This is a genomic window from Sphingomonas sp. ABOLE (assembly GCF_003950455.1).
In the GTDB taxonomy this organism is placed as follows: Bacteria; Pseudomonadota; Alphaproteobacteria; order Sphingomonadales; family Sphingomonadaceae; genus Sphingomonas; species Sphingomonas trueperi.
In genome coordinates, this window is sequence record NZ_QQWY01000013.1 from 106,840 (window position 1) to 120,837 (window position 13,998).

A 13,998-nucleotide genomic window follows, 5' to 3' on the forward strand; every position below is an offset into this window, starting at 1 on the left:
GGAGGATAGCCTGGCTTAGATCTTGCCGACCAGGTCGAGCGACGGCGCGAGGGTCTCGGCGCCTTCTTCCCACTTGGCGGGGCAGACTTCGCCCGGGTGGGCGGCGATGTACTGGGCTGCCTTGATCTTGCGGAGCAGCTCGGTGGCGTTACGGCCGACGCCTTCCGAGGTGATTTCCATGATCTGGATCACGCCGTCCGGATCGACCACGAAGGTGCCGCGGTCGGCCAGGCCCTGGCCCGCACGCAGAACGTCGAAGTTGTTCGAGATGGTGTGGTTCTGGTCGCCCAGCATGTAGTAGTTGATCTTGCCGATCGCGGGCGAGGTGTCGTGCCACGCCTTGTGGCTGAAGTGGGTGTCGGTCGAGACCGAGTAGACTTCAACGCCCATGCCCTGCAGGGTCGGGTAGATATCGGCCAGGTCTTCCAGTTCGGTCGGGCACACGAAGGTGAAGTCCGCCGGGTAGAAGAAGAAGACCGCCCACTTGCCCTTCACGTCGGCGTCGGTGACTTCGACGAACTTGCCTTCCTTGTAGGCCTGTGCGGTGAACGGCTTGATGGTGCTGCCGATGAGAGCCATGAGTGTTGTTCCTCCAGAACGGGGGTTGCTGTTGCGAAGCCGGATATAGACGGCTGCAACGCCCCTGTGAAATTGGAAGACCCGCTTGGGCTGATCGAGTATATCACTCAATAGCAGACTTTTGATCGATGTTGCGAGGGGAGCTGGTCGCGGGGCGAGAGCTGCAACCCAGCTACCGTGGGCGCCGAAGGCGGCGCGGTCAAGGCGCCGCTGGAAGCCGAAGGATTTGTACCGCGCGGCGTAATCCGGCGGACGCGCGCCTCGCGACAGCAAATTCGGCGCGGTCTGCGAACATTGGGCGGCGACCCGCTGGACTCTCCGCGCCGGACGGTAGCGTCAGGCCGGAACGGTCGCTGCAATCGGATCACGGTCCGCGACGGGCGCCGCGTCCGTGGCAATGGGCGCCTGGCTGCTCGGCCCTTTGCGGGACAACCACTTGCGCGAGGCATCCCGCGCGGGTGCCTCGATCCAGCGATAGGTTGCCGCGGAGACCAGTACCACCACTCCGAGCACGACGAAGACCATCAGGTCGGGCGCGAAGGTGACGATCTTCAGGGTGCCGCCTGTGTTGAAGCGGGTTTCGATCAGCGGGTGGTGCAGGCTGGTGCCGACGAGCGAGAGGACGTCTAGGCTACGCGCGACCACCAGCGTATGGACCATGTAGATCGAATAGGACAGCGTCCCGAGCAGCAGGAAGGGCCGCAGCTTCAGCAGGCGGCTGATCAGGCCCTGTTCGGCCGCGAACAGGATCACCGTTGCAGCGAACAGCAGCGGTGCGAGGACCGGGACGGCGCCCGCTGCGACCATGGCGATGCACGCCGCCGTCGCGATCAGTTCCAGCGTCGTGGCCGGTAGCAGCCCCAGCGCGGGCCAGCGCATTCTCGCGACCAGCATCCAGGCAAGCACGCCCAGCGAGAAGCCGAGGATGCAGCGCGCAAAGCTATACGCGGTCGCCGGGTCCCAGGCGGGCGGACCGGCAAGTGCCAGCACCAGCCCGGCCGAAATGGCGAGCGCAGCGGCCATGGGGGCCGTCCAGCGGGGCAGGGCGCGGAAGAGCACCGCCATCAGCAGATAGGTCCATACTTCCGCGGCGATGCTCCAGCTCGGGCCGTTCCAGACGATCGAGGGGAAGCCGCAGAAAATCTGCACCAGGGCGAGCGAGCCGGCGAGTTCGCCGAGCGTCCGCGGGTCGGAGAAGGGGGTGCGGTGGCTCAGGCCCGCCGTTCCGACGAGCGCGCCGACAATCTCCATTGCAAGGAACAGCGCGAGGATCGCGAAATGGAGCGGGTAGACCCTGCCGAGCCGCAGCAACATGAACTTGCCCACCGAATAGCCGGTGCGCAGCCGCTCAAGATAGCCGCAGGAAATCACGAAGCCGCTGAGGACGAAGAAGAAGTCCACGAACATCCAGCTGTTGTGCACCAGGCTGGAATTGGTGACGCGGCCGGTGGAGTGCAGGTGAAACAGGACGATCATGCAGGCGCAGAGGCCGCGTAGGCTGTCGAGCGCCAGAAAACGGGCTCGAACCGCATGCGCGGATGTGCTGCTGGAGAGTGCCTCCACCATCAAATTCGGCCCCCTGATGTCCCGGTCTGCCATGGCTTATCATTTTTGAGTCCCGAGTGGAATAGAGGCTGGTGCCGCGACATGGCCGTTTCGGGACGAGGGTTTCGCAGCGCGCGGGATCGTCAGGGTGCGGTGGCGGGGATCGGCGAGGCGACAGGACGAAGACGCTCGCCAAGGCGCTTGCCGAAGCGCCAGGCCGGCCGCTCTATCAGCAGATAGGTCACCGCAGTGACCAGCACGATCAGCATCGCCAGCGCCGGGATCAGTAGCGGCAGCGCCGCCAGCGGCAGGCTCCGCACGATCGAGGTCGCATCGACGAACAGCAGGTTGAGCAGGATGCCGTGCAGCAGATAGATGCCAAACGAGATCTCGCCCACCACCGCCGCGCCGGGCAACGAGAAGATGCCGCCGAAGCCGTTCCCCGCCGCCACGCAGCAGAAGAAGAAGGCGAAGGCGAAGAACGCGGGGGTGAGCGCATGGTGGGACAGGGTCAGCGCCGGGATCATCGCCAGCGTGGCGAGGATCGCAGCGAGGGGGGAGGCAAGCCAGCGGCGGATGGCGTCCCGCGCGCAGAGTTCGTACGCCAGCATTCCCGCGGCGAAGAGCGGCCAGAAGGTGACGAGTTTCCCGCCGACATGCGCCACATTGGCGGCGGCGCCCACCGCCAGCACCAGCAGCGGCACGGTCCAGCTCGGCAGCCTGACGATCTTGGCGAGTTGCAGGCCCAGCGCCACGACGGGCAGCAGCAACAGGTAAAACAGCCATTCCTGCCATAGCGACCATAGCACCAGCGCATTGACCAGCCCGCTATCGGCATAGCCCATGATCGGCACTTCGCGGTGCGCGCTGATCCATTCGAGCGCGGCGCGGGCATAGCTGGCGTCGGGGCGCGCGCCGGTCCGCAGCGCGATCACCAGCGAGATCAGCAGGAACGATATGGCGACCAGCGGCACGATGCGGAAGAAGCGCCCGACATAGACCTTCGGCCAGAAGACATGGTTGATGCCTTTGAGCGCGGTGGGATAGAAGACCAGCCCGGTGATCATGAAGAACAGCGCCACCGCGCCGGCGCCGAGCTGGTTGACGAAGGGCAGGTCGGCCGCAGACCAGGGCTGGCCGTACACGACGACATGCGTCCAGATCCAGAAATGGTGGCTGAGCACCGACAGCGCGAGAAAGCCGCGCAAGCCGTCGATATTGCCGAAGCGCGGCCCCTTGGGCACCGGAAAGCCGCCCCGCCGCAGCACGCCGCCCACCAGCACCGCGGCGATGAGGGACACGAAGTAGAAGAAGAGGAAGCTGAGCGTGAAGGCGTCGACCGGCAGACTCACGTAGTTTGACCTCTTTTTCGCGGCGATATTACCCCATCGCTACCATGCAGCGCCTGGCTTTGCACGCGTTGCGCCGCAGCAATGCGGTCAGGCGAGCGCGCGATAGAGGCTGAACGCGCTGGTCGCAGTCAGCACGATGCCGACCAGGCTCAGCAGCAGCCGCACCGGCATGCGCTTGGCGAACATCGCCCCGAACGGCGCCGCGATGACGCCGCCGAGCAGCAGCCCCAGCACCGGATGCCAGAAATCGGGGGTGAAGCCCTGCGCGCCGATATGGAACAGGAAGGTCGCCGAGATGGTCAGCGTCAGGAAGAATTCGGTGGTATTGACCGTGCCGATCGTCGTGCGCGGCTGCGCGCCCTGGACGAGCAGGTTGCTGGTCACTACCGGCCCCCAGCCGCCGCCGCCCGCCGCGTCGAGGAAGCCGCCGGCCAGCCCCAGCGGCTCGACGATCTTCGGCTCGCGGTGGTGCGGCGCGAAGCGGATCGCGCGGAACAGCAGATAAAGGCCGATGGCAGACAGATAGGCCATCACGAACGGCCGAGTCACCGAAGCATCGAGCGTGGTGAGCACATAGGCGCCGAGCACGCCCCCGATAATGCCGGGGATCAGCAGCCGCGCGAACAGCCGCCAGTTGACATTGCGATGGAGGACATGGCTGAGCCCGGAGACGCCGGTGGTCATCGTCTCGACCAGATGGACGCCCGCCGAGGCGGTGGCGGGGGCGATGCCCAGCACGCTCACCAGCAAGGTACTGGAGATCACCCCGAAGGCCATGCCGAGCGCGCCGTCCACCAACTGGGCGGCGAAACCGACGGCGATGTAGGGCAGCATTTCGGCGAGCGTGATTCCGGCGAGCATCCATGCCCCTGTTGCGGCGGTCGGCCTCTCGAAATGGCGGGTTCTGCTAAATCCTACAACCCCGATAGTGTATGATCGGGACGGGCCGGCTTCTGGGCGATGCTGGAAATTCCGCGGACGCTCCCCTATTTTGCGGGCTGCAAAGGGGTCCGGCCATGTACCAGCGTCTCAAGCGCTATCTCGATTCGATCCATGCGCGCGATCCCGCGCCACGCAGCCGGCTGGAAATCCTGCTCTATCCGGGCGTCTGGGCGCTCGGCTATCACCGCATCGCGCACGCGCTGTTCCGCCGCCGCTTCTTCTTCCTCGCCCGGCTGGTCAACCACTGGTCGCGCTGGATGACCGCGATCGACATCCATCCGGGTGCGACGATCGGGCATGATTTCTTCATCGACCATGGCTTCGTCGTGATCGGCGAGACCGCGATCATCGGCGACAATGTGACGATCTACCAATGCGTGACGCTGGGCGGCACAAGTCCCGACAATGGCGTGGGCGGCAAGCGTCATCCGACCCTGCTCGACGGCGTGATCATCGGCTCCGGCGCGCAGGTGCTGGGCCCGATCACGGTGGGCGAGCGCGCGCGGATCGGCGCCAATGCCGTCGTCACCAAGGACGTCGCCCCCGGTGCGGTGATGGTGGGCATCCCGGCCAAGCCGACGCTGGTCGAGGCGATGACCTGGCAGAAGGACTTCGTTCCCTATGGCACGCCGTGCAGCGACGTGTTCGACCCCGCCAGCCAGAAGCTTGAGCTGATGCGCTGCGAGCTGGATACGCTGCGCAAGCGGCTCGACGCGATGATCGCCGAGCGCGAGGCCGAGGCCGAACGGCGCGATCGGGCCTGATGGGAACCGTCACCCCGCTTCCCCTCGCGCGCGCCGAGCAGGTCGGCTTCGATCGCCTCGAACTCAACCGGATCCTCGATCTCTACGGCCGGATGGTCGCGGCGGGGCATTGGCGCGACTATGCGATGCAGTTCGAGAAGGACTATGCCGCCTTCGCCGCATTCCGCCGCGCTGCCGAGCGGCCCGAATATCGCATCGAGAAGCGGCCGGCCTTGCGCAATCGCCAGGGCATGTGGGCGCTGGTCAACGAAAGCGGCGCGGTGCTCAAGCGCGGGCATGAACTCGGCCCGGTGCTCGCCCCGGTCGAGCGCCGGCTGATGAAGCTGGTGGAAGAATAGGCTAGCCGCCCCTCCCGGCGGTTTCGGCACGCGTCCCCGTCCGGGATTGCTGCGATGCGGTACGTCAAACGCCCCATGGCGGCGCATGCCGTTTCCCCAAAGTCTGCAGGCACAAGCCAGCCGCACACGTGGCGGCCAGGGACCAAAGCAGAAAAAGGGGGCTAGGGTGGCACGATCGATTTCCCGCGCGGCGCTGTTGGGTGCAACCGTTCTCGCAAGCTTCGGCGCGACCCGTGCGGCGGCACAGACCGAAGGCGCCGGCACCGCGGCCGTCCAGCAGAGCGAGGACCAGGGCGGCACCAGCGGCAACGAGATCGTCGTCACCGGCAGCCGCCGCAGCGTGACCCTGCAGGACGCGCCGATCAACATCAGCGCGGTGTCGCAGGAGACGCTCCAGCGCCAGCGCGTCGACGATATCCGCGGGCTCGCTGCCTTCACCCCGGGCGTCACCATCGTCGATACCGGCCCGGCAAGCTCGGGCAACGTCATCCTGCGCGGCCTGTCCTCGGGCGACACCAGCGCGACCGGCGCCAACGCCAATGACTCGGTCGGCATCTATCTCGGCGAAGTGCCGCTGTATCTCGATTTCAAGCTGATCGATATCGATCGCGTCGAGACGCTGCTCGGGCCGCAGGGCACCTTGTACGGCCTCGGCACGCTGGCGGGCGCGGTGCGCTACATCCCCAACCGCCCGAACACGAGCCGCTTCTCGGTCGACCTGCACGGCCGCGGTTATGCCCAGTCGCACAGCGACGATTTCGGCAGGATCGGCGACGTCACGGTCAACCTGCCGCTGATCGCCGACCATGTCGCGCTGCGCTCGGTGGTCGGCTATTACGACAATCCGGGCTTCATCGATTACGACTATCTGCTGCAGAAGCCCGGCATTTCCGATCCGCAGCCGGTGCGCGGCACCACCGCCGCCGATGCCTCGCTCGGCACCCGCGCCGACTATGCGCAGAACTTCAAGCGCGTCGCCGACGTCAATTTCGAGCACACCTTCACCACGCGCAACACGCTGCTGCTCGAATATAACCCCAACGTGAAGGCGTTCCTGACCTACGCGCACCAGGATACCAAGACCAACGGCCGCCAGGCGAACGGCGCCGGGGTGCTCGGCACCGGCAACTATGTCGGCCCGTGGCGCTATCTGGAGCCGTTTCACCGCGCGGCGGACCTGTTCTCGGCCGAGCTCAACATCAACCTGTTCAACGTGGTGAACCTGGTCAGCACCACCGCCTATACCGAACAGAAGATCACCAATGTCGACGACAATACCGATCTGTTGCTCGACCTGAACTACGGGTACGAGGCGTTCCCGGCCTTCTCCTCCTTCGCCAACAACCATCGCAAGTACAAGCAGCTGAACCAGGAGGTCCGGCTGGTCTCCTCGCATGGCGGGCCGGTGAACTGGGTGATCGGCGGCTTCTACAACCGGCTGAAATATGCCAGCGATCGCCAGGAATACACGCCGGGCTTCGCCGCCTTCGCGGGAATCAACCGGCCCGACGACCTCGAATACATCTCCTTCGTCGACACCAAGACGGTGGAGAAGGCGGTCTATGGCGAGGCGACGCTGCACGCGACCTCGGCCTGGCAGGTCACCGGCGGCCTACGCTATTTCAAGTACGATGCGACCGCGACGGGCGGCACCGACACGCCGCTGTTCGGCGGCGGCCTAACCCGCACGCCCTATCCGCTGATCCAGTTCGATCCCAGCCGGGTGCGCTCCGGCAGCACCGGCGACGACGGCTTCGTGTGGAAGGCGAACACCTCGTACAAGTTCAGCCCCGACCTGCTCGCCTATGCCACCTACAGCACCGGCTACCGGATCGGCGGCGTCAACCGGGTCGCCCCTTGCGTGGTCCCGCTGCCGCCGGGGCAGAATGTCTGCGCGCTGCCCAACGAGCTCGCCTACAAGCCCGACAAGACGCGCAACATCGAGGTCGGCGTGCGCGCCTCGCTGTTCGACAAGCGCCTCCAGTTCACGCTCGATGCGTTCCGGGTGAAGTGGGACGACGTGCAGGTGCCGAGCCAGACGGTGAACGGCGCGGTGGGCATTACCACCAATGCGGGTGCGGCGGTCTCGAAGGGCATCGAATTCTCGGGCTCGTTCCGGATCGTGCCCCGGCTCACCCTGCAGGGCACCTATGCCTATGTCGACGCGCATCTGAGCGAGGACTTCCCCGAGCTGGTCGTCAGCCAGGGCGTCCGCTACGACGCGAAGAACGGCGATCGGCTGCCGGGCTCGGCGAAGCATTCGGGCAGTGCGCAGCTGATCTACACCCAGCCGCTGCCCCAGGGCGGCGAGATCGAGGCGACCTGGGCGGCGACCTATACCGGCGACATCTATTCGCGCGTCGGCCTGCGCGGCTTCGGCGAGGCGATCCCCGACTATATGACCCACCGCGCCTCCGTCACCTATCGCGACAAGACGTACGAGGTGAGCCTGTTCGCCGACAACATCTTCGACAAATACGCCTATACGTCGATCAGCAACGACATCAGCTCGTTCAACCAGACGCGCACCGGCGTGGTCGAGCGTTATTATGCCCGATCGGTGCTGACCCCGCGGCGCGTCGGCATCGACTTCCGCATCCACTACTGACCGCCGCCGCCCCGCGGGGCGGCGCGCACCGACTTGCTCCCGCGGGAGGCGCCCCTCGCGCCTCCCGCTCCCCTTCGTACAAGGTGAAGACATGCTGAAATTGCTGGTTACCCCGCCCGCCGGCGCCCAGACGGTCGTCGAGGCGCAGGAGGGGCTGAGCGTGATGGAGATCCTCCGCGACGCCGGGTTCGAATCGCTGCCGGCGTTCTGCGGCGGCTGCCTGTCGTGCGCGACCTGCCACGTCTATGTCGACCCGGCCTTTGCCGCGCTTCTGCCGCCGATGTCCGACGACGAGGATGCGCTGCTCGACGGTGCCGAGCAGCGCCGGCCGACGTCGCGGCTTTCCTGCCAGATCGCCTTTGGCCCGGCGCTCGACGGCCTCACGGTGGAGATCGCGCCCGACCTGGGCTGACCGGAGTCCGCGTCAGGCGTCCATCGGCCCGAGATCGGCCTCGGCGATCATCGCGAGGCGGTGCGCCTGTACCTTGGCCGCCAGCTGCACGCGGATACCGTCCAGGGCGTCCGCGGGGATGGAGAGCCGGCCGAGGCTGCGGCGCACCGAGGCGCGATTCTTGTGGATCTTGAAGAACAGGATCTGGGTGATCGCTTCGTCCGCCGCCAGTCCGAACGCGGCCATCTCCGCGAACAGTCCCTCCTCAGCAGTCTGACGAACATAGGTGAACTGGAATCGGCCGATTTTCTGGCGCGTGCTGCGCTTGTTGAACAGCGCGATGAAGGGTGCCTTGCCGTTCATCTGGTAGAGCCCGTCGAGCACCGCGAGCACCGCCTGCGCGGCGCCGGCGATCGGCGCCAGGAACGCGGTGATCACGCCGGTGATGGCCTGGTGCAAGTCGAGCCCGTCGCCCTTCACGTCGAGCTCGGCGGTGTCGCGCTGCTGTACCAGCCAGCCGAGCCGCATCATCCAGCGGAAATAGGCATCGAAGAACAGCATCGGATCACCGTCCTGGCCGACCTCCTGGAGCGCCATCAGCTGGGCGAACAGCGCGCTGTCCGAGATCGCCTGGCGAAACTGCGCTTCCACGCCAGTCCCGAACGAGACGACATCGGCACCGATCACCAGCGACTGCTCCCTGGCCGGATCGAACTCGGGCAGCCCGCCGCCGGCCGGGGCGTCGGCGGCGAAGGCTTGCGCCGGCGGGAGATGGGCGGCGGCAATGGCTTCGCGCGCTTCGTGGATGGTCGGCATCGAATCTCCCCTTCTGGTCGTCAGAGCACGCGATATTCGAGATACAGGTCGGTTTCGGTGATCCGGGCCAGGAAATCGGCATCGACGTCCGCCAGCTCGGGATCGGCGGCGCGCGACGCGGCGTCATAGTGGCGGTCATTGCGCAGGATGCGGTCCCTGGTGCGCGCGCGCAGCGCCGCCTTCACCCGCGGATTGGGCATCTGCCAGCCGCTGCTGCCCTGCCTCTTGCCGAATTCCTCGTCGGTCGGCACCGCCGCGACCAGATCGTCGCGCGTCATCATCGCCAGGCCTTTCTCGTCCAGCGTGGCATTGTGGCTGCCGTGATGCCCCACCTTGTAGAAGCGGGTGCGGTTGAGGATCTGCTCGGCGCTGTGCTCGGTGCCGGTCTCGTCGCGATAGGATTGTTCGTGCCACGACAGCCAGTTGCCCACCTGCGCATCGGCGGCGAAGACCATCGAGGTGCCGTCGGGCAGGTCGAAGGCGAGCGCCAGGCTGGTATTGTTGGTGTCGCTGTCGAGCTTGAGCGCGAGCGGATCGGCGATGCCCAGCCAGTCGGCATCGATCCTGCGGCGCGCGTTCATCTTGTACAGCGCCGGGTCGCTCTTCTGCGTGCTTTCGTTGCCGAAATAGCGCGCGGCGAGCCAGGCGGCGTCGTCGGAGTCCAGCGTGCCCTGCTCGACGTCCGCCACGGGGAGCGTGCGATATTGCGGCGCAAACGGCGTGTCGGTGCCGCTACCGAGATCGCCCCCTTGCGCGAAGCGCAGGATCTCGTCGCTCAGCTGCAGGTCGGTGAGATAGGTTTCCTGCGCCTTGCCCGACGAGGGCTTGTCCTTGAACAGGAATTCCTCGTCCCGCGGCGGCCCCAGCACATAGGCGCGCAACGCCGGCCCGCCGGGCTTCGCCGCCGGGGTGGGCAGCACCGTGCCGGGCTCGAGGAACTGGGGCGGGGCCTTCGACTTGCCCTTGAGCGCGGCCATGATCTCGCGGCCCTGCAGGCGCTTGGCGCCGTTGCTCGCCGCCCCGCGAAAGCCCTGCAGCCCCACCGTCTGCGCTGCGGCGGCCGCGGCGGGCGAGGCGGGGTCCTGGGCGATCCGCTCAGCCAGCGCGCTCAGCGCCGCGCCGGTCTTGTCGAAGCGTTCGCGCAGCCGCTGGACCTGGGGATCGCCGTCCTTCTCGGTCCAGCCCATCCACAGATGGGCGATCTCCAGCGTCTCCGCGCCCGTCTCGGGATCGGCCGCGCCGAGAAACACGTCGCGCGCCTGCGAGAAGCCGGAGATGTGATCCCAATGCTCGTGCGTCACCACCAGCAGGTCGAGCACGCCGCCGCTGGTCTGCACGATATCGGCGGCGATCGTCTTCATCCGCGCATCGGCATCGGCGCTGCCGAGCAGCAGCCCGCAATCGATCAGAATGTGCGAGGTCCGGTCGCCCTGGACCAGCCGGAGCAGGAAACAGTCGCCGAGCATGCCCTTGTACGTGGCCCCCTGCTGCAGCGCCCGGTACATGCGGACATAGACCTGGAGCGGCGCGGTGGTCGCGGTTGCGGTGCTGGCCATCACGACCCCCGATGGATGAAGGCGAAGGGTTCGCGCGGGTTGCCGGTGACGGCGGCGGTCGCGGCGATCATGTCGCCGCTGCGGAAGGCGCGTTCGCGCGCCAGCCGGGCGTCGTCGTCGATGCGCTTGCGCAGCACGCGCAGCAGCCGCCCGTCGCGCAGGTCGATGTGCAGCGTCGCGCCGCCGCGGAACCAGAAGTCCGGGGACTTCCAGCGCAGCGCGCCGATCGCGCCCTTGTCGCCCGAATCGGCGGCCTTCTGTTCCTCGGGATCGAAATAGGCGCGGCGGCGCTGGACGATCTGCGCGATCAGCATGTGCATCTCGGACCCGTCGGGCCCCGTGCGCCGCGAGATCCGGGCCGAGTGGACTTCGACATTGGGCACCGCATCGGGATCGGTCCCGCCGGAGATCGAACGCAGCGCGGCGGGAGCGTTCACGTCCGCCACCCGGGCGCAGGCCGGGGTCAGCTTCACGCCCAGCAGCCGCTCCCAATCGTGGCGATCGGTGGTGCACTGTTCGAGCCATTGGTGGATTGCGCGCTGGTTGTGGGTGACCACCCGCATCGCCAGGTCGCGCAGGTTGCGACCCCCGGCCGGGCCGGAGCGATAGTCCCGGCGCGTATAGGTGACCTTGCAGCTGCTGGCTTGCTCCTCGCTCTCCGCGCTGCGCTCCCCAAGGCCATCGTCCGCCTGATCGAACGCGACGTCGAACTGAAGCCGCTTGAGCATGTCGGCGAACCACCAGGCGAGCGCGTCGTCCGGGTCCATTCTCGCCTGGGGCGGGGTCTCGCCCTCCGGTGTGCCGTTGGCGCGCGCTATCAGGGCCGGATATTCCTCGGGGCGCGGCGAGTCCCACAACAGGCTGTCCGGCGCCATCGAGATGCAGCCGGGAACGGTGATGCCCCAGCGCTTGAACGCCTCGACGAAGGCGACGCGGTAGTGGAGCGGATCGTCGCGGACGAGATCGGTGTCGGCGGTGATGATCGCGCGCAGATATTCGCCGAAGGTCATGCCGATCGGCGGCAGATAGTCTAGCGCGCGCACGCACATCCGCAGCACCTGGTCGGCAGCCTTGGCCGCTTCCTGCGTCAGCCGCTCGACGAGATCGGGGCTGAGGCCGTTGCCCGGTACCAGGCCGGGGCGGGCGAGCCGCAGCAGGTCTTCGCTGCGCCGCTCGTAGATGGTGACGAACGCATCGAACACCGCCGCGACCAGGAACCCGCCCCGCGCATGCGGCTCGGTCGTCTCGCGCAGCTTGGCGATGGCGGCGGCGATGCTCTCGGCCGAACCCTGGTGCGTCCGGGCGCGATCGCCCAGCGCCTCCAGGGCGTAGCGGAGCGACTTGCTGCGCCCGATCGCGCGGCCGAACTGCTCGCCCAGCCCGGTCAGCAGCCCCGGCTCCCGCAGCGAGCCGTGGCTGGCGGCGAGCAGCTGGCGCACCACCGGCGCCATCGAGAAATGCTGGAGCAGCGCGACGATGTCGGCAAAGCCTTCGTGGAAGGCGCGGGCGTCGACATGGCTCGGGTCGATCGAGCGCTGGCGCATGCCGTGGAGGATCGCATGCGTGGTCTCGTGCGCGATCACGTCCTGCGACAGGCAGGTGAACACCCAGCTTGCCTGCACGTCGGCGGCGCTTTCCGGTGGCTTGAAATAGCCGAACAGCAGCGCGCGCTTGTCCGGGCTGTAATAGGCATTGGCCTCGCGCAGCGCGTGCGGATAGATCCGCAGCCGCCGGGTGAAGTTGCGCTCGATCGCGCCCGGCGGCAGCTCTGCTGACGAAAGCCTTTCGTCGCGGGCCCACAGCACCACGCGGCCCAGCGCGCGCTCGAAAGCCCGGATCGTCCGCATCACGACCGCGAACACCATCTGCTGGTGGAATTGCGGGCGCCCCTCGGAGGGCTCCAGCCCGCCGTCGCGCAGCCAGGCGTCATCGAGATCGACCGGCGCGTAGAACAGTCCGGCGGCCGGATCGATGTCGATCACCTCGACATAATCGTTGACCGGGCCCTTTTCGAGCGGCGCCTCCCAGCGCTGTTCCCACGGCAGCTCGATGACATAGTCGTTGGCCATCGCCGTGGCGAGCGTGACCGAGGCCTGGGGATCGAAGGCATAGACCTTCAACCGCCGCACGGCCGGCTTCGGATAATTGGTACTCACACGCCTCTCCCCCTCGAGAGCAGTGTTTTGCGACCCAGCGATGAAGTTCTTATGTGCGACCGGCACGTCGTCCCCCGGAAGATGGGCCACCCGGCAAGGCGGCGATCCGGACGAGGTTCGACTCCCTATCGCTGCGATAGCAGGTCAGCGTGACGATGATAAGCGCGCAATCGTCGCCGCAGCCTCAGCCGCGCACGTCCTCCTGGACCATGTCGATCTCGCGCACCCCGCGCAGGCGGCGGGCGTTGCTCACCAGCTCGCGCAGCTTCTCGCGGCGTTCGCGGGCATATTCGACGTCGCGGATCACCAGCGGGCCGCCGCGAGTCGTCTCGTCCGACGAGGTGATGGTGAGCGTCCCGATGCCCGAGATCTGGTTGACGATCGAATAGTCGAGCCGCACGTCCTTCACCCGGTACAGCTCGATCTCGTCGATCGATTTGCGGACGATGCCGCGATAGAGGACGATCCGGTCTTCGGTAACCTCGTACAGCGTCGCCTTGTTGGCGATCCAGCGAACCGCGAGAATGACGAAGCCCACGCCGACCAGGCACAGCGCCACGGTCGCCCAGCCGGCAAACGAGCCCTTGAGCCATCCGGCGGTGGAGGATTGGAAGCGATCGATCAGCTGCGCCATGCCGCCATCATAGCCGGGCCGGCGGCCGCCGCAACGGGGATGTCAGCCTGCCACGGGGGTGAGGAACCGGACCATCTCCTCGCGGCTGATCTTGTCGTCACGGTTCGTATCCGCCCCGATGAAGCTGCGGTCGATCCACGCCTTCGCCTCCGGCTTTTCAGGCTTGAAGTCGGGGTCCTTGGCGGTGCGCAGCGCAATTAGCCAGCTGCCATATTCGGTCTTGTCGAGCGCGCCGTCGCCATTGGCGTCGTAGCGGGCGAACTGCGCGTCTGCCGGCAGCTTGGCCGGGTCGGGCCGGGGCGTGGGCTGCGCAGTCT

Annotated in this window: 13 protein-coding genes; 4 read left to right on the forward strand and 9 right to left on the reverse strand. The window is 67.1% G+C overall.

Annotated features, from left to right (window positions below; translation table 11 throughout):
• Nucleotides 1–15 precede the first annotated feature (15 nt).
• The 4 genes from ahpC to CA234_RS10380 form a co-directional block, all read right to left on the reverse strand.
• Nucleotides 16–579, reverse strand: coding sequence for an alkyl hydroperoxide reductase subunit C (ahpC, locus tag CA234_RS10365; RefSeq protein ID WP_125976577.1), 564 nt, complete (start codon nucleotides 577–579; stop codon nucleotides 16–18).
• 336 nt (nucleotides 580–915) lie between these two features.
• A complete protein-coding gene (locus CA234_RS10370; RefSeq protein WP_125976580.1) occupies nucleotides 916–2,178 on the reverse strand; it encodes an acyltransferase in 1,263 nt (420 codons plus the stop codon).
• 89 nt (nucleotides 2,179–2,267) lie between these two features.
• The gene (locus CA234_RS10375) at nucleotides 2,268–3,476 is read right to left on the reverse strand and encodes an acyltransferase family protein (RefSeq protein WP_164521776.1); all 1,209 of its coding nucleotides are present in this window, start codon (nucleotides 3,474–3,476) and stop codon (nucleotides 2,268–2,270) included.
• Nucleotides 3,477–3,563: 87 nt separating this feature from the next.
• Nucleotides 3,564–4,337, reverse strand: a complete 774-nt coding sequence (locus tag CA234_RS10380; protein WP_125976584.1) for a sulfite exporter TauE/SafE family protein — start codon at nucleotides 4,335–4,337, stop codon at nucleotides 3,564–3,566.
• Between the two features lie 155 nt (nucleotides 4,338–4,492).
• Here CA234_RS10380 and epsC point away from each other — a divergent pair, with 155 nt between their 5' ends.
• From epsC to CA234_RS10400, 4 genes are all read left to right on the forward strand, one after another.
• On the forward strand, nucleotides 4,493–5,182 hold the full coding sequence (gene epsC, locus CA234_RS10385) for a serine O-acetyltransferase EpsC (protein ID WP_125976586.1): 690 nt from the start codon (nucleotides 4,493–4,495) through the stop codon (nucleotides 5,180–5,182).
• A complete protein-coding gene (locus tag CA234_RS10390) occupies nucleotides 5,182–5,520 on the forward strand; it encodes a DUF2794 domain-containing protein (protein WP_125976588.1) in 339 nt (112 codons plus the stop codon). Before epsC ends, CA234_RS10390 begins: the two co-directional genes overlap by 1 nt.
• A gap of 166 nt (nucleotides 5,521–5,686) precedes the next feature.
• Nucleotides 5,687–8,128: a TonB-dependent receptor gene (locus CA234_RS10395; RefSeq protein ID WP_126001642.1), complete on the forward strand. Its 2,442-nt coding sequence runs from the start codon at nucleotides 5,687–5,689 to the stop codon at nucleotides 8,126–8,128.
• 91 nt (nucleotides 8,129–8,219) lie between these two features.
• A complete protein-coding gene (locus CA234_RS10400; RefSeq protein WP_125976592.1) occupies nucleotides 8,220–8,540 on the forward strand; it encodes a 2Fe-2S iron-sulfur cluster-binding protein in 321 nt (106 codons plus the stop codon).
• A gap of 12 nt (nucleotides 8,541–8,552) precedes the next feature.
• Here CA234_RS10400 and CA234_RS10405 read toward each other — a convergent pair whose 3' ends face one another.
• The 5 genes from CA234_RS10405 to CA234_RS10425 all read right to left on the reverse strand — a co-directional run.
• Nucleotides 8,553–9,335: a hypothetical protein gene (locus CA234_RS10405; protein WP_126001643.1), complete on the reverse strand. Its 783-nt coding sequence runs from the start codon at nucleotides 9,333–9,335 to the stop codon at nucleotides 8,553–8,555.
• A 20-nt stretch (nucleotides 9,336–9,355) separates the two neighbouring features.
• Nucleotides 9,356–10,891 carry an MBL fold metallo-hydrolase gene (locus tag CA234_RS10410; RefSeq protein WP_126001645.1) on the reverse strand — a complete coding sequence of 512 codons (1,536 nt, stop codon included), beginning with the start codon at nucleotides 10,889–10,891 and terminating at the stop codon, nucleotides 9,356–9,358.
• The gene (locus tag CA234_RS10415) at nucleotides 10,891–13,047 is read right to left on the reverse strand and encodes a hypothetical protein (RefSeq protein WP_126001647.1); all 2,157 of its coding nucleotides are present in this window, start codon (nucleotides 13,045–13,047) and stop codon (nucleotides 10,891–10,893) included. The genes CA234_RS10410 and CA234_RS10415 overlap by 1 nt, the downstream gene beginning before the upstream one ends.
• Before the next feature lie 184 nt (nucleotides 13,048–13,231).
• Complete coding sequence (locus CA234_RS10420; protein ID WP_125976600.1) at nucleotides 13,232–13,681, reverse strand: PH domain-containing protein; 450 nt, start codon at nucleotides 13,679–13,681, stop codon at nucleotides 13,232–13,234.
• A gap of 42 nt (nucleotides 13,682–13,723) precedes the next feature.
• Nucleotides 13,724–13,998: EF-hand domain-containing protein (locus CA234_RS10425; RefSeq protein WP_164521778.1), on the reverse strand; the 275-nt coding region annotated here is incomplete at its 5' end.

Excerpts from the sequence above, each read along its gene's own strand:
- CA234_RS10400 (WP_125976592.1), top strand. The coding sequence starts at position 8,220 with ATGCTGAAATTGCTGGTTACCCCGCCCGCCGGCGCCCAGACGGTCGTC.
- CA234_RS10390 (WP_125976588.1), top strand. The coding sequence starts at position 5,182 with ATGGGAACCGTCACCCCGCTTCCCCTCGCGCGCGCCGAGCAGGTCGGC.
- CA234_RS10410 (WP_126001645.1), bottom strand. The coding sequence starts at position 10,891 with ATGGCCAGCACCGCAACCGCGACCACCGCGCCGCTCCAGGTCTATGTC.
- CA234_RS10420 (WP_125976600.1), bottom strand. The coding sequence starts at position 13,681 with ATGGCGCAGCTGATCGATCGCTTCCAATCCTCCACCGCCGGATGGCTC.
- CA234_RS10405 (WP_126001643.1), bottom strand. The coding sequence starts at position 9,335 with ATGCCGACCATCCACGAAGCGCGCGAAGCCATTGCCGCCGCCCATCTC.
- CA234_RS10370 (WP_125976580.1), bottom strand. The coding sequence starts at position 2,178 with ATGGCAGACCGGGACATCAGGGGGCCGAATTTGATGGTGGAGGCACTC.
- ahpC (WP_125976577.1), bottom strand. The coding sequence starts at position 579 with ATGGCTCTCATCGGCAGCACCATCAAGCCGTTCACCGCACAGGCCTAC.
- epsC (WP_125976586.1), top strand. The coding sequence starts at position 4,493 with ATGTACCAGCGTCTCAAGCGCTATCTCGATTCGATCCATGCGCGCGAT.
- CA234_RS10380 (WP_125976584.1), bottom strand. The coding sequence starts at position 4,337 with ATGCTCGCCGGAATCACGCTCGCCGAAATGCTGCCCTACATCGCCGTC.